General features: G+C 70.8%; 17 protein-coding genes and 2 pseudogenes. 9 read left to right on the top strand and 10 right to left on the bottom strand.

Annotated features, from left to right (window positions below):
• Window positions 1-6 precede the first annotated feature (6 nt).
• Window positions 7-1344, bottom strand: coding sequence for an ABC transporter permease subunit (locus tag AC792_RS04485; RefSeq protein WP_082177412.1), 1338 nt, complete (start codon window positions 1342-1344; stop codon window positions 7-9).
• A 287-nt stretch (window positions 1345-1631) separates the two neighbouring features.
• On the opposite strand from AC792_RS04485, the gene AC792_RS04480 reads away from it, so the two are divergent.
• Window positions 1632-2486 carry a Bax inhibitor-1/YccA family protein gene (locus AC792_RS04480; RefSeq protein WP_049829369.1) on the top strand — a complete coding sequence of 285 codons (855 nt, stop codon included), beginning with the start codon at window positions 1632-1634 and terminating at the stop codon, window positions 2484-2486.
• A 109-nt stretch (window positions 2487-2595) separates the two neighbouring features.
• Here AC792_RS04480 and galK read toward each other — a convergent pair whose 3' ends face one another.
• The 3 genes from galK to AC792_RS04465 are packed head-to-tail and all read right to left on the bottom strand — an operon-like array spanning window position 2596 to window position 5677.
• Window positions 2596-3753: a galactokinase gene (galK, locus tag AC792_RS04475; protein ID WP_049829368.1), complete on the bottom strand. Its 1158-nt coding sequence runs from the start codon at window positions 3751-3753 to the stop codon at window positions 2596-2598.
• Complete coding sequence (gene galT, locus AC792_RS04470; RefSeq protein ID WP_049829367.1) at window positions 3750-4880, bottom strand: galactose-1-phosphate uridylyltransferase; 1131 nt, start codon at window positions 4878-4880, stop codon at window positions 3750-3752. The genes galK and galT overlap by 4 nt, the downstream gene beginning before the upstream one ends.
• Window positions 4877-5677 carry a DeoR/GlpR family DNA-binding transcription regulator gene (locus AC792_RS04465; protein ID WP_049829498.1) on the bottom strand — a complete coding sequence of 267 codons (801 nt, stop codon included), beginning with the start codon at window positions 5675-5677 and terminating at the stop codon, window positions 4877-4879. The genes galT and AC792_RS04465 overlap by 4 nt, the downstream gene beginning before the upstream one ends.
• Before the next feature lie 247 nt (window positions 5678-5924).
• Between AC792_RS04465 and AC792_RS04460 the strand changes: the two genes are divergently transcribed.
• The 3 genes from AC792_RS04460 to AC792_RS04450 all read left to right on the top strand — a co-directional run bounded on the left by AC792_RS04460 (window position 5925) and on the right by AC792_RS04450 (window position 8886).
• Window positions 5925-6719 carry an aldose 1-epimerase family protein gene (locus AC792_RS04460; protein ID WP_049829366.1) on the top strand — a complete coding sequence of 265 codons (795 nt, stop codon included), beginning with the start codon at window positions 5925-5927 and terminating at the stop codon, window positions 6717-6719.
• Window positions 6720-6982: 263 nt separating this feature from the next.
• Window positions 6983-8281 carry a threonine ammonia-lyase gene (gene ilvA, locus AC792_RS04455; protein ID WP_082177410.1) on the top strand — a complete coding sequence of 433 codons (1299 nt, stop codon included), beginning with the start codon at window positions 6983-6985 and terminating at the stop codon, window positions 8279-8281.
• A gap of 2 nt (window positions 8282-8283) precedes the next feature.
• Window positions 8284-8886, top strand: coding sequence for a rhomboid family intramembrane serine protease (locus tag AC792_RS04450; RefSeq protein WP_049829365.1), 603 nt, complete (start codon window positions 8284-8286; stop codon window positions 8884-8886).
• Here AC792_RS04450 and greA read toward each other — a convergent pair.
• Together greA and AC792_RS04440 are read right to left on the bottom strand one after the other, a co-directional pair.
• Entirely contained in the window at window positions 8883-9374 is a 492-nt protein-coding gene (gene greA / locus AC792_RS04445; RefSeq protein WP_049829364.1) for a transcription elongation factor GreA, read from the bottom strand. The genes AC792_RS04450 and greA overlap by 4 nt on opposite strands.
• 214 nt (window positions 9375-9588) lie before the next feature.
• A complete protein-coding gene (locus tag AC792_RS04440) occupies window positions 9589-9960 on the bottom strand; it encodes a DUF4307 domain-containing protein (protein ID WP_235436369.1) in 372 nt (123 codons plus the stop codon).
• A 176-nt stretch (window positions 9961-10136) separates the two neighbouring features.
• Here AC792_RS04440 and mca point away from each other — a divergent pair, with 176 nt between their 5' ends.
• Window positions 10137-11036, top strand: coding sequence for a mycothiol conjugate amidase Mca (mca, locus tag AC792_RS04435; protein WP_049829363.1), 900 nt, complete (start codon window positions 10137-10139; stop codon window positions 11034-11036).
• A gap of 518 nt (window positions 11037-11554) precedes the next feature.
• On the opposite strand, the pseudogene trhA reads toward mca, so the two are convergent.
• Window positions 11555-12292, bottom strand: a pseudogene (gene trhA, locus AC792_RS04430) (PAQR family membrane homeostasis protein TrhA); the annotation flags it as partial.
• Between the two features lie 187 nt (window positions 12293-12479).
• Between trhA and AC792_RS04425 the strand changes: the two are divergent.
• Entirely contained in the window at window positions 12480-13247 is a 768-nt protein-coding gene (locus AC792_RS04425) for an isoprenyl transferase (RefSeq protein WP_049829362.1), read from the top strand.
• A gap of 290 nt (window positions 13248-13537) precedes the next feature.
• Window positions 13538-14833: a PhoH family protein gene (locus AC792_RS04420; protein ID WP_235436384.1), complete on the top strand. Its 1296-nt coding sequence runs from the start codon at window positions 13538-13540 to the stop codon at window positions 14831-14833.
• Window positions 14834-14860: 27 nt separating this feature from the next.
• On the opposite strand, the gene AC792_RS04415 is transcribed toward AC792_RS04420, so the two are convergent.
• A complete protein-coding gene (locus tag AC792_RS04415) occupies window positions 14861-15616 on the bottom strand; it encodes a hypothetical protein (protein WP_049829361.1) in 756 nt (251 codons plus the stop codon).
• Window positions 15617-15674: 58 nt separating this feature from the next.
• On the opposite strand from AC792_RS04415, the gene AC792_RS04410 reads away from it, so the two are divergent.
• Together AC792_RS04410 and AC792_RS16190 are read left to right on the top strand one after the other, a co-directional pair.
• On the top strand, window positions 15675-16181 hold the full coding sequence (locus tag AC792_RS04410; RefSeq protein ID WP_049829360.1) for a prepilin peptidase: 507 nt from the start codon (window positions 15675-15677) through the stop codon (window positions 16179-16181).
• 5 nt (window positions 16182-16186) lie between these two features.
• A pseudogene (locus AC792_RS16190) lies at window positions 16187-16591 on the top strand (NUDIX hydrolase); the annotation flags it as partial.
• Window positions 16592-16771: 180 nt separating this feature from the next.
• Here the strand turns inward: AC792_RS16190 and AC792_RS04405 are convergent.
• Entirely contained in the window at window positions 16772-18475 is a 1704-nt protein-coding gene (locus AC792_RS04405) for an MDR family MFS transporter (RefSeq protein WP_049829359.1), read from the bottom strand.
• Window positions 18472-19146 (bottom strand): TetR/AcrR family transcriptional regulator, encoded by a 675-nt coding sequence (locus AC792_RS04400; protein WP_160317610.1) that lies wholly within the window; start codon window positions 19144-19146, stop codon window positions 18472-18474. The genes AC792_RS04405 and AC792_RS04400 overlap by 4 nt, the downstream gene beginning before the upstream one ends.
• Window positions 19147-19233: the final 87 nt, after the last annotated feature.

Below are 19233 nucleotides of genomic sequence, written 5' to 3'. Positions count from 1 at the left end.
GAGCCCCTAACCTATGCGCTCTTTGCGGCCCAGGATGCCCTGCGGCCTGAACAGGAGCACGAGGATCAAGATCAGCAGCGCTCCCACGTACTTGAGGTCCGCCTCCAGCCAGATCGTGGAGATCTCGACGAAGAGGCCCACGATGATGGAGCCGACCAGGGCACCGAACACGGTGCCCAGCCCTCCGAGTGTGACGCCGGCGAAGATGAGCAGCAGGATCTGCTGCCCCATGTTGTAGGACACCCCCGGGCGGTAGTAGGCCCAGAGGATCCCGCCGAGCGCGGCGAGCATGCCGCCCACCACCCAGACGATCCGGATCACGCGGTCCACGTCGATCCCCGAGGCCGCGGCGAGCGCGGCGTTGTCGGCGACGGCGCGGGTGGCCTTGCCGATGCGGGTGCGCAGCAGGAGGAACGCGACGAGGAGGATGATCACCAGACTCACCGCGAGCGAGGTGAGGTTGTTGCGGGAGATGGACACCGAGCCGATGTCGATCATCTGGCTCTGCGACCCGGGCAGCTGCTGCGTGGCGCCGCCGAAGTAGAACTGGATCACGTAGCGCAGGGCCAGGGCGAAACCGATGCTGACGATCATCATGGGCACCAGCCCGGTGCCGCGCCTGCGCAGCGGCTTCCAGAGACCGGCGTCCTGCGCGTACCCGAGCAGCCCGCCTCCGACGACCGCCAGGACGATCGCGACGGCGATCGGGAGACCCGCGCCCGCGAAGGCGAAGGCGAGGACGGCGCCGAAGGTGACCATCTCGCCGTGGGCGAAGTTGGTGAGCCCGGTGGTCCCGAAGATCAGGGAGAGCCCTACGGCGCTGAGGGCCAGGAGCAGGCCGAAGCTGAAACCGGCCACCGCCCGCTCGGCCAGGGTGTCCAGGAAGGAGGCCTGGGTGGTGACGATGCCCTCACCGAAGAGGAAGAGCGTGGTGGCGCTCGAGGTGTTCGCGAAGGTGACCTCGCGCGGGTTCTCCTGCCCCTCCGCCAGTGCGATCCCCTCGGGGAGGGTCTCCTCGTCGAGGGTCACCTCGTAGGTGCCCTGCTCGGGGACGCCGATGCTCCAGGCGCCGTTGGGGCCGGAGGTCACCTCGCCCTCGAACCCGTTGCCGCTCGCGGTGACGGTGACGTCGGCGATCGGGCCGTCCACCCCGCGGAGCACACCGCCGATCCGGTAGTCGAACTGTTGTGCCTGCACGGCGGCCGGGAGGCTCTGCTGGGGCGGCGGTGCGGGCAGGTGCGGGGACGCCTGCGCCGCGGGGGCGCCGAGCAGCACGGCGAGGAGGAGGCCCAGTACCAGCAGCAGGGTCCTCCTGATCCGCGCAGGCGTCGAGAGGGTGATCACGGTGGGAACCTCCACGATGGGGGCAGGCCCGACGGCGAGCCATCGGGAGCAGGGGATGTGACAGCTGTCACTGACGTGGGGCTCATGTTACTCGTGGGATGTTTCCGCTCATCGCAAACCGAACCACTTCGAGTAGCGATTCGGTAACAAAAGTTTTACCGAGTGGCCGCGGGGTTGAAATCCGGAACCGGTGCCGAGTGTGCGCCCGGGAACGAAAATCCGGGCGAAGCGTTGCAATTGGTAGGGTTGCAAGACCACTCAGCCCCCTATTCTGGAGGACCAGCACAATGGCAGCAGGCGGTAATCCGGTCTTCAACGGGAAGAACTTCCGTTCGGCGACACGAGGCAACCAGACGGCAGGGTTCGGTACGGCGACGTACGCGGGCCAGACCTACGCGGACCAGCAGCAGCTGGAGCACATGTACAACCAGCCCTCCGCGGGCCCGTCGCAGACGGGTCGCATGACGTTCGACGACGTGATCGTCAAGACCGTGCTCTGCCTGGGCGTGGTGCTGCTCGGTGCTGCGGTCCCCGCGTTCCTCCTGCCGGGCCTGGCCGCACCGCTGATGGTGCTCGGGATGATCGGTGGCCTGGTCCTCGGCCTGGTCAACGCGTTCAAGCGCGAGCCGGTACCCGGTCTGATCCTCGCCTACGCGGCGCTGCAGGGTCTGTTCATCGGCGGGCTGACCATGTTCCTCGAGGCGCTGTACCCCGGGATCGCCCTCCAGGCCGTCCTCGGTACCCTCGTGGTGTTCGGCGTCACCCTCGCGCTGTTCAAGAGCGGCAAGGTGCGCGCGACGCCCAAGGCCATGAAGTTCTTCATGATCGCGATGATCAGCTACGCGCTGTTCTCGCTCGTGAACCTCGGCCTCATGCTCTTCGGTGTGACGAACGACCCCTGGGGCCTGCGCGGTGCGAGCATCCCGGGCACGGACATCCCCTTCGGCGTCGTCATCGGTCTCCTGGCCATCGGCCTGGCCGCCTTCTCCCTGATCGTGGACTTCACCTCGATCAGCGACGGCGTCCGCGCCGGCGCACCGCAGAAGTACTCCTGGACCGCGGCCTTCGGCCTCACGGTCACGCTCATCTGGCTGTACGTGGAGATCCTCCGCCTCATCGCGATCCTCCGCGGCAGCGACTAGTACCCGCCCCGCCCCGGCGGCGGGTGATCACAGCGAGGAAGGGACCCGCGACCATCGGTTGCGGGTCCCTCTTCCTCTTCCTGTCCTGTTCCTGCTGTTCGTCGGCAGATTAGGCGATGCGAGCGGCTCCCGCCCCGGGGAGCACGCTGAAGACCACGGGTGGGTGGAAGCCCGCGGCGGAGAACGCCCCCTCCACGGCGGCACGGACGGCGGGGGCGTCCGCCGACCTCGTGAGGGCGATCGCCGAGCCGCCGAAACCGCCGCCGGTCATCCGGGCCCCGACGGCTCCGGCATCGAGCGCGGCGTTCACCGCGGTGTCCAGCTCCGGGCAGGAGATCTCGAAGTCGTCGCGCATGGACGCGTGGCTGGCCACCAGCAGGGGGCCGAGCGCCGACGGGCCCTTCTTCGTCAGCACGTCCACGGTGTCCTCCACCCGGGCGTTCTCCGTGACGATGTGGCGCACCCGCCGGAAGGTCTCCTCGTCGAGCACGCCCGCCGCCTCCGCGAGGTCCTTCACGGAGAGGTCCCGGAGCGCGGCGACGCCCATCAGTTCCGCCCCGAGCTCGCAGGAACGTCGACGCTCCGCGTACCCGCCGGTGGAGTGCGTGTGGGAGACCCTCGTGTCGATGACCAGGAGTTCCAGGCCGTCCGCCTCGAGATCCAAGGGCACCAGCCGTGAGCTCCCCGACCGGCAGTCCAAGAACACGGCGTGCCCGGCCTCGCCGAGGAGGGAGGCCGACTGGTCCATGATGCCGGTGGGTGCCCCCACCATGCGGTTCTCGGCGAGCTGCCCGATCGCCGCGAGATCACTGCGGGACACGTCGGCACCCGAGAGCTCGGCGGCGGCGAGGGCCACCGAGCACTCGAGTGCGGCCGAGGAGGAGAGGCCGGCCCCCACCGGTACGGAGGAATCGACGAGCAGGTCCAGGCCCGGGCAGCGGTACCCCGACTGCTCGAGCGCCCAGAGGACCCCGAGCGGATAGGCCGCCCACCCCTCGACGCCGCCGGGTTCGAGGTCGTCGAGGCCCACGGTCAGGGGGGCCTCCTCGGGTGCGAACGTGGAGGCCACCCGGACCGTCCGGTCGGCCCGGGCGGCGGCCGCCACCACGGTGGAATGGGTGATGGCGAACGGCAGCACGAAGCCGTCGTTGTAGTCGGTGTGCTCGCCGATCAGGTTGACGCGGCCCGGAGCCGACCACAGGCCGTCCGGTTCACCGCCGAACAACTCGGTGAAGCGTGCCGCCAGGTCGTGGGGTGTGGAGTTCATGCGTAGGCCTTCCGTGCTCGGGTGGGACGTACTGTGCGGAGGGCGTCGGCGACCTGCTCCGGGGTGGTGTCGTTGATGAACGCACCCATGGCCGCCTCGGAACCGGCCAGGAACTTCAGTTTGTCGGCAGCCCGGCGCGGGGAGGTCACCTGCAGGTGCAGGTAGCGCGCGGGCCGCAGGGCGTCGGCGATCGGCGCCTGCTGCCACGCCGCGATGTGCGGGGGGGGGGTGGGGTACAGGGCGGCGAGCCTGCCGAGCACGTCGAGGTACACCTCGGTGAACTCGTCGCGCTCCGCCCCGGTGAGCCCGGCGATGTCCGCGACCTGCCGGTGGGGGACCACGTGGACCTCGAGCGGCCAGCGGGCGGCGAACGGCACGAAGGCGCTGACGAGCTCTCCCTCCACGACCATCCGCTCACCGGCGGACCGTTCGGACGCCAGGGCCGAGCCCAGGAGCGTCCGCCGCCCGCCGGAGGCCTCGAAGAACGCGGCCGCGCGCTGCGCGAGCGCGGCTGCCCGGGGCGGGACGAAGGGGTAGGCGTAGATCTGCCCGTGGGGGTGCAGCAGCGTGACGCCGATGTCCGCACCGCGGTTCTCGAAGCAGAAGACCTGCTTGATCCCCGGGAGTGCGGAGAGGGCTTCGGTGCGCTGCGCCCACGCGTCCATGACCGTGCGTGCCCGCCGGAACCCGAGCGAGCCGAAGGAACCCTCGTGCGCGGAGTCGAAGGCCACCACCTCGCAACGCCCGTAGGCCGTCGTCGTCGTGCCCCAGGCCGGGTCGGCCGGGAGGAGGCCGAGGTCAGGGCCGAAGGAGGAGAAGCGGTTCTCGAAGACCACCACCTCGTAGTCGGCGGCGGGGACCTCCGAGAGGTTCGTGGCGGTGGTGGGGCACAGGGGGCACTGGTCCGCCGGGGGCAGATGCGTGCGGCTCTGCCGGTGGGCGGCGACGGCGATCCACTCACCCGTCAAGGCGTCGTAGCGGGCGGTCCCGGCCGGTCCGCGGGGCGGCAGCTCGCGGGTGTCGCGGGTGAGCTCCGGGTCGCGGTGGCGTGCGGCGGCGGCCTCGTCGGTGTCGAAGTAGATCAGGTCGCGCCCGTCGGCCAGGTGCGTAGGGGTGATGTGGGTCATGGGGAGTCTTCCGGGGAGGGGTGCGGTTCGGTGGCGGGCAGGATGCGGGTACGCGCGGCGTACCCGGCGTCGGGCGGGTGGTCGGTGACCAGGACGGACACGCCTTCGAGGGCGACCACCCTCGCCAGGCCCACCACGCCGAGCTTGCCGGCGTCGGCGAGCACGGCGTGGGTGGCGCACGTGCCGGCGAACGCCCGGTTGGTGCCCGCCTCGGCGGGGTTCGGGGTGGTGATCCCTGCCGCGAGGTCCACGCCGTGGGCGCCCATGAAGCAGACGTCGGCGTGCAGCGAGGAGACGGTGGCGGTGGCGAGCGGGCCCACGAGGGCCTTGGACGGCGTCAGGCTGCCCCCCGAGAGCAGCACCTGCGGTGCGGTACCGGCCGGTGCGCCGGCGCCGAGCCGGTGCAGTTCGTCCGCGAGGGGCAGCGAGTTGGGGATCACCGTCAGGCCCCGGAGCCGCGACAGCAGCGGGGCCAGGGCGTAGGTGGTGGTGCCACCCGTGACCGAGACCGTCATGCCGGGTGCCAGCAGGGTGACCGCAGCCGCCGCGATGGCCCGCTTGGCCGCTCCGGCACGGGTCCGGTTGACGTCGAACCCCGGCTCCTCCGCGCTCGGGCTGCCCACCGGGACCGCCCCGCCGTGCACCCGCAGGAGTGCGCCGCGGGCCTCGAGCGCGTCGATGTCACGGCGTACCGTCATCTCCGAGACGCCGAGGGTGCGGGCCAGGGCGGTGACCCGGACCGCGGAGCGGACGGCGAGCTCCCGGAGGATCGCGGCATGACGCTCGGCTGCGAGCACGATCCCCTCCTCCACGTGGTACAACCTCTTCGTACGCTTCCGAACCGAAACGAACAAAAACTACCATAGGGCAGATCCCGGGGATCCGGTACCCGGTCAGCGGCGGATGCGGGGGATAGCATCGCAGCATGACACCCTCGAGCCGCCCCCCCAGTGGTACGAACTACGTCCTCACGGCGGGGGCCTCCCCCGGGGGGGGGGCCAGTCCGCCCCCCCGCCGCGCCCGTACGAGCAGGGGGGGGGGGCGGTGGCGGGGGCCTGGGGGGACGATTCCATCCCCGCGGGCGGGGCCGAGATCCTGCCGGCCCCCTGGCCCAACCGCATCGCCGACGGACGGTGGACGCTGGAGGGCGAGGAGCAGCGCCTGGACATCACCGAGCCCTCCCTGGGGAACGCGAGCCACGGACTGCTGCGCAACACCGGGTACCGCCCGGTGCACGTGGGGGACGCCGAGGTGGTCCTCGAGGGTGAGATCTTCCCGCAGCACGGGTACCCGTTCCACCTCGTGCACCGCGCCACGTACCACCTCACTCAGGAGCAGCTCACGGTCACGCAGGAGCTCACCAATCTCTCCGCCACCGCGGCACCCTTCGCGCTCGGCGCGCACCCGTACCTGAAGATCTCCGACGTCCCCACCGAGGACCTCGTGCTCACGGTCCTCGCGGACGAGGTCTTCGATACGGACGAGAGGTCGATCCCCACGGCCAAGGTGGCGGTCTCCGGGCAGCGGGATCTGCGCGCGGGTCGGCGGATCGGGGACATCGAGTTCGACTCCCCGTTCACCGGTCTGCCCTCCGGCTCCGAGCGCCACGAGCACGTCCTCGCAGCCCCGGACGGCCGCACCGTGACCCTGTGGGCCGATCCCGCCTTCGAGTACGTGCACGTGTACATCAGCACCATCTACCCCGGAGTCAGCAGGGCCGTGGCGGTGGAGCCCATGACGGCTCCCGCCAACGCGTTCAACACGGGGGAGGGGCTGCGCCGGCTCGCACCCGGCGAGACGTTCTCCGCCCGCTGGGGCATCCTGCCCTCACTCGGGTAGCCGGCGCCGGGGCCTCCTGTGGGAGGATTGGACCATGGAGTCTCTCCGGGGAGCGGAAGCCGTACGGGCACTGCCGCACGGCCCGGCCCCGCGGGGGTCGGCGCATGCCGGCACGCCCGCGGAGGGCCGCCGGCTGCGGGATCCTGGACCGGGCATTAGCAGGCCGACGACCCCAGGGTACGGAACCTGAGGCGTTCGTCGGCCAGCACCCCTGACATCCCCACCGCCCGAGGCGGTGTCAGCCCTCCAGGAAGAGACCTCCCATGACCGAGCAGACCCTCACCACACCCCGCACCACCGTGCTGGACCTCGCCCCCGATGCTGCGCTCCCCGTCACCCTGGCCGACGTCCAGGCTGCGCACCGTACGCTCGAGGGAGTGATCGCCCGCACCCCGATCGAGCAGTCGCGCGCCCTGGCCCGGCTCACCGGCTCACCGGTGTCCTTCAAGTGCGAGAACCTCCAGCGTGCGGGTTCCTTCAAGGTCCGTGGTGCGTACAACCGCATGTCCAAGCTCACCGCGGAGGAGCGTCCCCGCGGCGTGGTGGCCGCCCCGGCCGGCAACCACGCCCAGGGTGTCGCGGTGGCCGCGGCGGGCCGCGGGATCTCCGCGCGCAGCTACATGCCGCTCGGTGTGGCCCTGCCCAAGCTGGCGGCCACCCGCGGGCACGGGGCGGAGGTGGTGCTGCACGGCACCAACGTGGACGAGGCGCTCGCCGAGGCGCGCAGGTACGCCGACGAGACCGGCGCGGTCTTCGTGCACCCCTTCGACGACGTGGACGTGGTGGCCGGGCAGGGCACCCTCGGCCTGGAGATCCTGGAGCAGGTGCCCGACGTCGACACCATCCTCATGGGGGTCGGTGGTGGCGGCCTCCTGGCCGGCGTGGCCGTGGCCGTGAAGGCCCGGGCCGCGGAACTCGGCCGGGACATCCGCATCATCGGCGTCCAGGCGGAGAACGCCGCAGCCTACCCGCCGTCCCTCGCGGCGGACGCCCTCGTCCCGCTGACCCGGGTGTCCACCATCGCGGACGGCATCGCCGTCGGACGCCCCGGCCAGCTCCCGTTCTCGATCATCCGGGAACTGGTGGACGACGTCGTCACCGTCAGCGAGGACTCCCTCGCCCGCGCGCTGATCTTCCTCCTGGAGCGCTCCAAGATGGTGGTGGAGCCGGCCGGTGCCGTGGGCGTCGCGGCCCTGCTGGACGGGAAGCTCACGGAGGACGGCGTCGATCCCGGCAACACGGTGGTGGTCCTCTCGGGCGGCAACATCGACCCGATGCTCATGCTGAAGGTCATCCAGCGCGGTCTCGCGGCGGCCGGCAGGTACCTCGTGGTGCGCATGCTCCTCGATGACCGCCCGGGCTCGCTGGCCACCATCTCGCGGATCATCGCGGAATCGGACGCGAACGTGACGGGGGTCGACCACACCAGGGTGGGTGGTTCCATCAGCATGGGGGACGTGGCGATCACCATCAACATGGAGACCAAGGGCGACGAGCACTGCGAACAGGTGCTGAGCAACCTGCGCGCCGAGGGCTTCCAGCCCATGGTGGTCCCGGGCTGATCATGGCACCTCTGGCGAGAAGGGCGCAGACCGGTCTCATCACCGTCGGAGGCCTCGTGGTGGTGATGTGGGCGGTCTTCCTGCTCAACTCGCTGCTGGGCAACAGCCTGGTGCGGAACCTGGGGATAGCCCCGCGGCAGCTCTCCGGGCTCGACGGCGTGCTCTTCGCGCCGCTCCTGCACTCGGGCATCGGGCATCTCGCCAGCAACAGCCTGCCGCTGCTGGTGCTCGGCTTCGTCGCCTTCCTCGAGGGGGCCCGGCGTTTCGCGGTGGCGATCGGCCTCAGCTGGTCGGTCTCGGGTCTCGGGACCTGGGTCTTCGGCGGAGGACTCACCATCGGGGCGTCCGGGGTGGTGTTCGGCCTGTTCACCTACCTGACCGTCCGCGGCTTCTACAACCGGAACTGGCTGCAGATCCTGCTCGCGGTGATCCTGTTCGCCGCCTACGGGTCCATCCTCTGGGGGGTGCTGCCGGTGATGGGTTCGAACATCTCGTGGCAGGCGCACTTCTTCGGGGCCCTCGGCGGCCTCCTCGCCGCCTTTCTGCTCAGACGGAGACGGTCCGCCCCCGCACCGGGGACGGACCGCTTCGGGCTCGGTGCCTAGCCCACGTACGGGGTGGCCGAGATGATCTCGACCGCGATCTGCTTGCCGTTGGGTGCGGTGTAGGTGACGGCGTCACCGGCCTTCTTGCCCTGGATCGCGGCTCCCAGCGGGGACTTCTCGCTGTAGACGTCGATGTCGGTGTCGCCGGCCACCTCCCGGCTGCCCAGGAGGAAGTTCTCGACGTCGCCGGCGATCTTCGCGGAGACCATCATGCCCGGCTCCACCACGCCGTTGTCCGCCGGGGCCTCGCCCACGTGGGCGCTCTCGAGCAGGGCGGTGAGCTGGCGGATACGTGCCTCCGCCTTGCCCTGCTCCTCCTTGGCGGCGTGGTACCCGCCGTTCTCCTTCAGGTCACCCTCGGAACGGGCCTGTTCGATCCGGGCGACGATCTCCGCGCGGCCGGCACCGGAGAGGTGGTCGAGCTCGGCCTTGAGGCGGTCGTAGGACTCCTGCGTGAGCCAGGCGACAGGGGCGCTGTTAGTGGACACGGGATAACTCCTTAGGTACGGCCCGCACCGTCAGGGTGGGGCGCATGGTCGCTCGACCGAGGACGGCGGACATCACCTGCTCCGGCAAGCAAACACCCCGCCTCGTGGGACCGGTTGCCCGGTACGCCGGTGAAGCGGGGCGATACGTATCCGTCCATCCTAGGGGGATCGCGGTGTTAACCCAAGGAGATCCGGTGGAGCAGGCCCCGGGGGATCAGGCCTGCTGCGGGGCCTCCTCGAGAATCCAGCAGGACTCCACCCCGCCGGAGACCGCGGGGGAGTCGGTGCGGAGGTCCGTGCGGTGCGCCGTGGTGCGCCCGCCGTCGGGCCCGTCCTCGGGGCCCGTGGGTCCGATCGTGACCACGCTCCAGCCCACCACGGCGAAGTTCTCGCTCAGGGCCTGCACCGCGCACTGCGCGGTGTCCCGGGCGTCCTTGGTGACCTCGAAGTCCACGCCGGCCCTGCCGTTCTCCCCGACGGCGAACCCGACGTCCTTGTAGGTGACGCGCGGGCTCCCCGTGGTCAGCGCGACCACGGCGACGGCGGCGATCGCGGCCAGGAGCATCGAGACCACCAGGAGGCGCACGCGCCCCCGTGGTTGCCTCGGCTTTGGGGTGCCGTAACGATTGGCTACTCTTGGTGATGGTGCATCGGCGGAGCTCACCGCTCCATTTTACCGTCCGCCCCCGGCGGTCCGACCCAGCCGCATCCTTCCCCCCGCAGAGCCAGGAGCACGTGTTGCCAACCCAGGATCCATCCAGCGTGTCGCGGAAGGGCTTGCGCCTCCTCGCGGTCCACGCCCACCCCGACGACGAGTCCAGCAAGGGTGCGGCCATGATGGCCGCCTACGTGGCCGCAGGGGCCGAGGTCATGGTGGCCACGTGCACGGGTGGTGAGCGCGGCGACATCCTCAACGCGGCGATGAACGAGGACCCCCACGCCAAGCGGGACCTGACCGGACTCCGCCGCCTCGAGATGGCGCGCGCTGCCGAACAGCTCGGTATCCGGCACCGGTGGCTCGGTTTCACCGATTCGGGGCTGCCCGAGGGCGATCCCCTGCCGGACCTGCCGTCCGACTGCTTCGCCGTCCAGCCCCTCGAACGGGCCTCGGTGCCCCTCGTGAGGCTCGTGCGCGAGTTCCGCCCGCACGTGATCATCAGCTACGACGAGAAGGGTGGCTACCCGCACCCCGACCACATCATGTCCCACCGCGTCACCGTGGAGGCCTTCGAGGCGGCCGGGGACCCGGACAGGTACCCGGGCACCGGCGAGGCCTGGAGCGTGTCCAAGCTCTACTACGACCGCGCGTTCAACCCGGAGCGCTTCCGGGCACTGCACACGGCGCTCGAGGAGGCCGGCCTGGAGTCGCCCTACGCGGAGCGGCTCGCCCAGTGGTTGGAGGCGGACGCGGAGGGCAACCAGCCACCGGCACCGCTGCACCCCACCACCACGCAGATCGAGTGCTCCGCCTACTTCGGCCACCGTGAGCGGGCACTGAAGGCCCACCGCACGCAGGTGGACCCGGAGGGCTTCTTCTTCGCCGTCTCCCTCGAGCTCCAGCAGGAGGTGTGGCCCTGGGAGGACTACTCGCTGATCACCTCCCGCGTGGACACGACGCTGCCGGAGAACGACTTCTTCGCCGGTCTGACGCCCGGGACCTAGGTCCCGGCGCATGTTCTGCGCCGCGTAGAATTGCGGGTGACGGGACATCCGGCCCGCTGTGGTCTTCGAAATGTGATCTCCGAAAGTGGTACCCGCGTGTTCCCCCTGCCCCACCTCGCCGCACAGACCGCGCCGTCGGACGATCCAACCCTGCGGCCCGGCCTCGATCCGGCATCGGTGACACCGGGCCTCGTCGGCTTCCTGGCCACGCTGCTCGTGGTGGTGGCGGTGATCCTCCTCATCCGCGACATGGTCAAGCGGGGACGGCGGGCGCGGTACACCGCGGAGGCGGAGCAGAATCGCCTGCAGCGCCGGCGGGCGGACGGCTCCCCCGGTCCGGGCCCCGGTATCCGGCAGGGGCCGGACGGCGGCACCGCCGGGTACCGTCGGCCGGACGATCCGACCTCCACGGTCCACCCGCCCCGGGGCGGGAAGCACGGCCCGGACAACCGCTGAGGCGGGTGCGGCAACCGCTGAGGCGGGCGGACCGGCCGGCCGGCGGGGCAGGCGTGCAGGGGGTTCAGCACGCCGAGCATGATCGCGATGAAGTGCGCGGCAAACGCGGCCACGGTGAACGCGTGGAACAGTTCGTGGAAACCGAAGACGCGGAGCGAGAAGTTCGGCCGCTTGATGCCGTAGAACACGGCCCCGGCGATGTAGAGGGCGCCGCCGGCGCAGATCAGCACCGCGGCGGCGATGCTGGCCCGGAAGAAGTCGGGCAGGTAGAACAGGGCCCCGAGACCGAGCGCCACGTAGATGGGCACGTAGAGCCATCGGGGGGCATCGACCCACAGGTTCCGGAACAGGACGCCGGCCACCGCTCCGCCCCAGATCACCCAGAGCAGCGTGACCGCCTTGTCCCTCTCCAGCAGGGCCCAGGCCAGGGGCGTGTAGGAACCGGCGATCACCAGCATGATGTTCGTGTGGTCCACGCGCTTCAGGACGGCCCTGGCGCCCGGGCCCCAGTTCCCCCGGTGGTAGACCGCACTCACACCGAACAGCAGGATCCCGGTCAGTGCGTAGACCGCGGAGGCGATCTTCAGCCCGGTGGTGGGGGCCAGTGCCACGAGCACGATGCCCGCGGCGACGGCGAAGGGGGTGGCGACGGCGTGGATCCATCCCCGCCAGAGCGGTTTCGCCGCCAGGGCGTCCGCCAGCGGCCCGGCCACCGTGTCCACGGCGTCCTCGAACCTCGATCCCTGCCGGTCCGGGGGGGTCGAGGAACCTGCTGACGGGCCCGAGGAGCGCGAGATCATGTCCGGATTCTAGCCCACCACGCAGGCTCCCCACGGTGCCGCTGCCGGGCTGGCGGGTCCTGCCGTGGCTGCGTCGGTGCTTTGCCCGGGGGTGCCGGTACGGTATGAACATAGCCGGGGCGCGGGCGCTTGCCGGATCGTATTCCTCCGGCAGGTGCCGGATCCGGACCAGGGAGGGTGGTCAAGCGTGACGTGGACGTTCCCCGATCTCGGCTACAGCTTCTACGAGCGCAGGCTGCAGCGGAATCTCGTCCCTGAGCGGATCCCGCACCACATCGGTGTCATGGTGGACGGCAATCGTCGCTGGGCCCGCCTCGCCGGGGCGCCCACGAGCCACGGGCACCGGGCCGGTGCCGACAAGATCCACGAGTTCCTGGGCTGGTGCGAGGAGCTCGGGGTGAAGGTGGTGACGCTCTACATGCTCTCCACGGACAACATGGGCCGCCCCCAGGAGGAGATCGACCAGCTGCTCGGCATCATCGCCGACACCGTCGACCGCCTCGGCGGGAGCAACCGCGTGCGGGTGCAGCCCGTGGGGGCGCTCGATCTGCTCCCGGCGGACCTCGGCGCCAAACTGGTGGGTCTGGCGTCCTCCACCCAGGGCATCGACGGTCTGCACGTGAACGTGGCCGTGGGGTACGGCGGGCGGCGCGGGATCGTGGGCGCCGTCAAGGAGCTGCTGCTCGGCGCCGCCCACCAGGGCAAGTCGCTCGAGTCCCTCGCCGGGGAACTGACCGACCAGCACATCTCCTCCTTCCTCTACACGCGGGGGCAGCAGGACCCCGACCTGGTGATCCGTACCTCGGGGGAGCAGCGGTTGTCCGGCTTCCTCATGTGGCAGAGCGCCTACAGCGAGTTCTACTTCTGCGAGGCCTTGTGGCCGGACTTCCGTCGCGTGGACTTCCTCCGCGCGCTCCGGGACTTCGGGCGCCGTCAACGCCGCTTCGGTTCCTGAGCGTGCGTCCGCGCTTCATGTCCCGCACCGGCCTGTCCACCTGCGGCTCGGGGTGCGCACGGAGTAGGGTCTAGCCATCGGCGGCAGTCCAGACCCGCCGACGGAAGGCCGCTGATGACACCGAGGATGCTTCACCGGCATCGCGCGGGGATCGGGGAGGCCGCCCGGCCTCCGGGCCGGACAGCACTCCCGACGTCCCTACCACTTCGGGGTGGATCCACCCCGGAACGGAGTTCCCCGTGGCTGACACCAGCTCCCCCCGGCACACCGACGACACCGACGACACCGCGGTGCTCACCGCGCGCAGCTACGTGATCGACACCTCGGTGCTGCTGTCCGACCCGCGTGCGATCCTGCGCTTCGCGGAGCACGAGGTGATCCTCCCCGTGATCGTGATCTCCGAGCTCGAGGGCAAACGCCATGACCCCGAGCTCGGGTACTTCGCACGGAAGGCCCTCCGGCTGCTGGACGACCTGCGCGTGCAGCACGGCGGGCTCGACACCCCGGTACCCCTCGGTGACGGGGGAGGGAGGCTGCGCGTGGAGCTCAACCACGTCTCGCCCGAGGTGCTCCCGATCGCCTTCCGGAGCGGGGACAACGATTCGAGGATCCTCGCGGTCGCGAAGAACCTGGCCGTGGAGGGGCGCGACGTCACCGTGGTGTCCAAGGACCTGCCCCTGCGGGTCAAGGCCTCCGCCATGGGGTTGCAGGCCGACGAGTACCGGAACGAGTTCGTCAAGGACTCGGGGTGGACCGGCGTCGTGGAACTGGACGCCACCGCCGAGGAGGTCAACGGCCTGTACGACGCCGGGAGCGTGTTCTCCGCCGAGGGCGCGGAGCAGCCGGTGAACACCGGGGTGATCATGCTCTCGCCGCGCGGCTCCGCGCTCGGGCGGGTGGGTGCGGACAAGCAGATCCGGCTGGTGCGCGGTGACCGCGACGTCTTCGGGCTGCACGGCCGCTCGGCGGAGCAGCGCCTCGCGATCGATCTCCTCCTCGACCCCGAGGTGGGCATCGTCTCCCTCGGCGGACGGGCGGGCACGGGCAAGTCGGCGCTCGCGCTCTGCGCCGGTCTCGAGGCCGTCCTGGAGCGGCGCGAGCACCGCAAGGTGGTGGTGTTCCGCCCCCTCTACGCCGTCGGCGGGCAGGAGCTCGGCTACCTGCCCGGGAGCGAGAGCGAGAAGATGAACCCGTGGGCGCAGGCCGTCTTCGACACCCTCGGTGCCCTCGTGTCGCAGGAGGTGGTGGAGGAGGTGATGGATCGGGGCATGCTCGAGGTGCTGCCCCTCACGCACATCCGCGGGCGGAGCCTGCACGACTCCTACGTGATCGTGGACGAGGCGCAGTCGCTCGAGAAGAACGTGCTCCTCACCGTCATGAGCCGGATCGGGCAGAACTCCAAGATCGTCCTCACCCACGACGTCGCCCAGCGCGACAACCTGCGGGTGGGCCGGCACGACGGCATCGCCGCGGTGGTGGAGACCCTGAAGGGACACCCCCTGTTCGGTCACGTCACGCTGACGCGGTCCGAGCGCTCGCCGATCGCGGCCCTGGTCACGGACCTGCTGGAGGGCGCGGAGATCTGACCGAGTGCCCGTGTCCCCCGGATCCGCTCAGCCCACGATCCAGGGGACGTGGACGCTGACGTCACTGAGCTCGGGCGGAGCCGCCTGGAAGTGGTCGTCCGTCAGGTACTCGTCCACGGCGAGGATCCGCAGCTCGTGGCCGGCCCCCGGGTGCGCTCCGTCCAGTGCGGTCGTGGACACGCAGATCCCGGTCCCCGTGTCCACCAGGACGCGGGTGTGCCCGGGGCCCACCAGGGGGTGGCCCGCGGCGGTGGGGAGGTAGGTGTGGTTGGGGACCACGGTCGCCGCGAGGACCGGCCGCCCGGCGAACCGCTCCTCCGCGAGGTCGGAGAGCTCCACCCGGTTGGCCCCCGGGAACTCCATGGCCACCGGGGCGTTCCCGGCCAGTTCCACGGGGTCCAGCACGGAGGACCAGCGGGGGTCGCCGAACACCGCCTCGCCGTAGGCCGCCTCGGGTCTGCGCCGCACCAGCCCGGCGTCGTCGTACACGGGGGTCACGAGCCGGGGGGCCACGAGCCAGGACTTCCGGGTGGAGCTCACGTAGAGCGCGTCGCGCGAGCCCTCGTTCCCCGTGGAGCAGTGGAGCAGGGTGCCGTCCGCGTCCTCCACCCGCAGTGCTGCGGGTCTGCGGAGCCACGCCAGCAGCGGCTGGGCGGGCCGGGCCCCACCCCCTGCGGTGCCACGCCAGGAGATGGCGAAGCGCAGACTCTCCCAGCGCCAGGGGGAGGAGCGCGCCAGGGAGCGGAACGTCTCCGCGGGAAGGGGGCTTCGCTGGGCCGACATCTCCACAGTCTAGCCACGGGCCTCCTCACCGTCCGCGGGCGTCGCGTAGCGTGGGGGCGTGCTCACGGTCCTGACCTCCTACTGGATCGAGGTCCCTGTCGCGGGGTTCCTCCTCACCGTCGCGCTCGCGGGGTTCGTCGGGGTGGGGGCGCTGCTGAGCGTGATCGATGCGCGGACGCACCGGCTGCCGAACCGGATCGTCCTGCCCTCCTACCCCTGGGTCGCCGTGCTGCTCGGGGCGGCCGCCGCGCTCGCCGGGCAGTGGCACCGGATCCTCGGCATGCTGGTGGGCTGCGCGGTGCTCTGGGTCGGCTTCGAGCTGCTGCATCTTCTCGACCGGCGCGGCCTCGGGTTCGGCGACGTCAAGCTGGCGGGCCTGCTGGGGCTCTACCTCGGCTTCGCGGGGTGGCAGGAGTTGTGGTGGGGGCCGTGCTTCGCGATCCTGCTGGGCGGTCTCTGGAGCCTCGGGCTCGTGCTCACGGGCAGGGCCGGTCTCGGGTCCGCCGTGGCGTTCGGGCCGTTCCTGATCCTCGGGGCGGCCCTGGCGCTCGCTGTACTACGCTGAAACCCGTGCCTACCCCCGAGTTCGTCGTCGCCCTGCGGCAGAAGATCGGCCATGACCCGCTGTGGCTCCCCGGCGTGGGCGGCGTGGTGTTCGACGACGACGGCCGGGTGCTCCTCGGACGGCGTGCGGACAACGGCCACTGGACCATCATCACCGGCATGGTGGAGCCCGGCGAGGAACCCGCGGTGGCCCTGAAGCGGGAGATCGAGGAGGAGACCGGCGTGGTGGCGGAGGTGGAGGTGCTGCTGGACACCGGCGTCGTGGGCCCCATCACCTTCCCCAACGGGGATGTCTGCACGTTCCTCAACCTCGACTTCCGCTGCAGGTTCGTCAGCGGCACGGCACGCGTGAACGACGACGAGTCCCTCGACGTGCGCTGGTTCCCGCTCGACGACCTCCCCGAGCTCACCCCGCGGCCCCGGGCCCTCGTGCTCGGGGCGGGCGGGTTCGACGGCGTCACCCGGTTCGTCCGATGGGCGGTCGGCGCCCGCCCCGCTCGCACTGACCCACCGCACGCGAGCACCGCGACGACGGAGGGCCCGCCCAGTCCTCGAACCGTCCGGGCCCTCCCTCGTCACGGCATGGGCGGGTCAGTGGCCGGTGCGGTTCCCGGCGTCGGCCTCCGCGGAGGGCGACGGGCCGTCCTCCCCGTCCCCCGCGGTCTCCCCGACCCCGGCGGACGTGGCGCCGGCGGGACGCCCCGCGCGCCCGCGTTCGAGCCGGAGCGCCTCCTCGCCGCCGATCGCCTCCCCGCGGGCCACCATGCCGGAGGACGCGGACAGCGGGATCTCCCGCAGCAGCACGGCGAGGACCAGGGCGATCACCAGGAAGGGCACGAGGTAGAGGAACACCGGGGCGAGGGAGTCCGCGTAGTCGGCCACCACGGCTTCGCGCACCTGATCGGGCAGGGCGTTGAGCGCCGCCGGGTCGATGGTGGAGGTGGCCTGCCCGGCGTCCTCGGCGCTGGCACCGAAGGACGAGAACGTGGCGGTGAGCCGCTCCGAGAGCCGGCTGGTGAAGAGGGCGCCGAACACGGCGACGCCGAGGGAGGCACCCACCTCGCGGAAGTAGTTGTTGGTGCTGGTGGCCACCCCCACCATGGTGGAGGGAACGGAGTTCTGCACCACGAGGACGATCACCTGCATGATGAGCCCGAGGCCCGCCCCGAAGAAGAACAGCATCACGCAGATCACCCAGATCGGGGTGGTCGCGGTCAGGGTGGACATCCAGAGCAGTGTTCCGAGGGTGAGGGACACGCCGATGATCGGGTACTTCCGGTAGCGGCCGGTCCGCGAGATGGCCAGCCCGGCGTAGATGGAGGTGCCCATGAGCCCCACCACCATGGGGACCAGGAGCAGCCCGGACACGGCGGCCGAGGTGCCCGAGGCCATCTGCAGGAAGGTGGGCATGAAGGCCAGGGCTGCGAACATCCCGAGCCCCAGCGTGAACCCGATGCCGGTGCTGTTCACGAAGATCCGGTTGCGGAAGAGCTCCAGCGGGATGATCGGGTCCGCGGCGCGGCGCTCCACGAGCACGAACGAGGCCACGGCGAGCAGCATCCCGGCACCGAACATCCAGGTGAGCGGGGAGGCCCAGCCGTGGGTGGAGTCCCCGCCGAAGTCGGTGAAGAAGATCAGGCACGTGGTGGCGAGGGAGAGCAGCACCACCCCGGGGATGTCGAGGCGCTCGGTGGCCTTCTTGGACGGCAGGCGCAGGGTGAACCAGGCCACGGCGAAGGCCGCGATGCCGATGGGGATGTTGATGTAGAAGGCCCAGTTCCAGGTGTGGTGGTCCACGAAGTACCCGCCGAGCAGGGGCCCGGCGATGGCGCTCAGGCCGAAGATGCCGCCGAGCGGGCCCATGTACTTGCCGCGTTCGTTGGCCGGGACGATGTCCGCGATGATCGCCTGGGACAGGATCATGAGACCGCCGCCGCCGAGGCCCTGGATGGCCCGGAAGATCACGAAGGCCCAGAAGTCGGTGGCGAAGGCGCACCCCACCGAGGCGAGCGTGAAGAGCGCGATGGCGAAGAGGAACAGGTTGCGGCGGCCGAGGACGTCGCCGAACTTGCCGTAGATGGGCATCACGATGGTGGTGGCCAGCAGGTACGCGGTGGTGATCCACGTCTGGTGCTCCACCCCGCCGAGCTGACCCACGATGGTGGGCATGGCGGTGGAGACGATGGTCTGGTCGAGGCTGGAGAGCAGCATCCCGGCGATCAGCGCCGAGAAGATGATCCAGATGCGTTTCTGCGTCAGGAGGAGCGGGCCGTCCGGCGCTGTCTTGGTGCTCATGCGGGGTCCTGGTTCTGCGGGATGGGTGGGGTGGGTCCGGTGGTCCCGGTGGGTGCGGGGAAGAGGTACCGCAGCGCCTCCATGTTGCGGTGGAGGAGCTGCGGGTAGGTGAGCGTGTTGCCCTCGGCGAAGAACTCGTCGAGGGAGCGCCGGGAGAGGCCCCCGATCACGAACGTGGTGACGCGCGGCGTCGGGTGGTCCGCGGGCAGGTGCTCCCGGGCGGCGATGAGCTCGGTGAGGAGCCGGGACGTGGGCTCCGCGGCCGCGAACATGCGTCCGATCAGCTGCGGTTCCCGCTGCAGGACGGCGGACATCGCCTCGTAGTCCTCGCGGGTGATACCCATCCTGTCGGCATGGACGACGGCGAGTTCGAGCAGGGCCTCAAGGAGCGGGACGGGGTGCTCCCCGCCGCCGGACTCCACGAACCGCTGCAGGAGCTCCTCCGGCGGTCCGTCGACGGAGAGGCCGAGGACGGCGTCCTCCTTGGACGGGAAGTAGTTGAAGAAGGTCCTGCGGGAGACCCCGACGTCGTCGCACAGCTGCTCGACGGTGAACCCGGCGAGACCGTGCTCCAGGGTCAGGGCCCGGGCGCCGGAGATCAGCGCGGACCTGGTCTGCCGGCGCTTGCGCTCCCGCAGGCCGACGTCGTCGGAAGGTGCACTATCGATCACGGAGTACATATTTGCACTTCTAATGTAACAGTGCAAATAGTGTGATGGGGCGCCGGATCCGGACGCACGGGAGGGACGCACCCTGTG

The organism is Arthrobacter sp. RIT-PI-e, from assembly GCF_001187915.1.
GTDB lineage: Bacteria > Actinomycetota > Actinomycetes > Actinomycetales > Micrococcaceae > Arthrobacter_D.
This window is presented reverse-complemented; position numbering and strand designations above follow the sequence as displayed.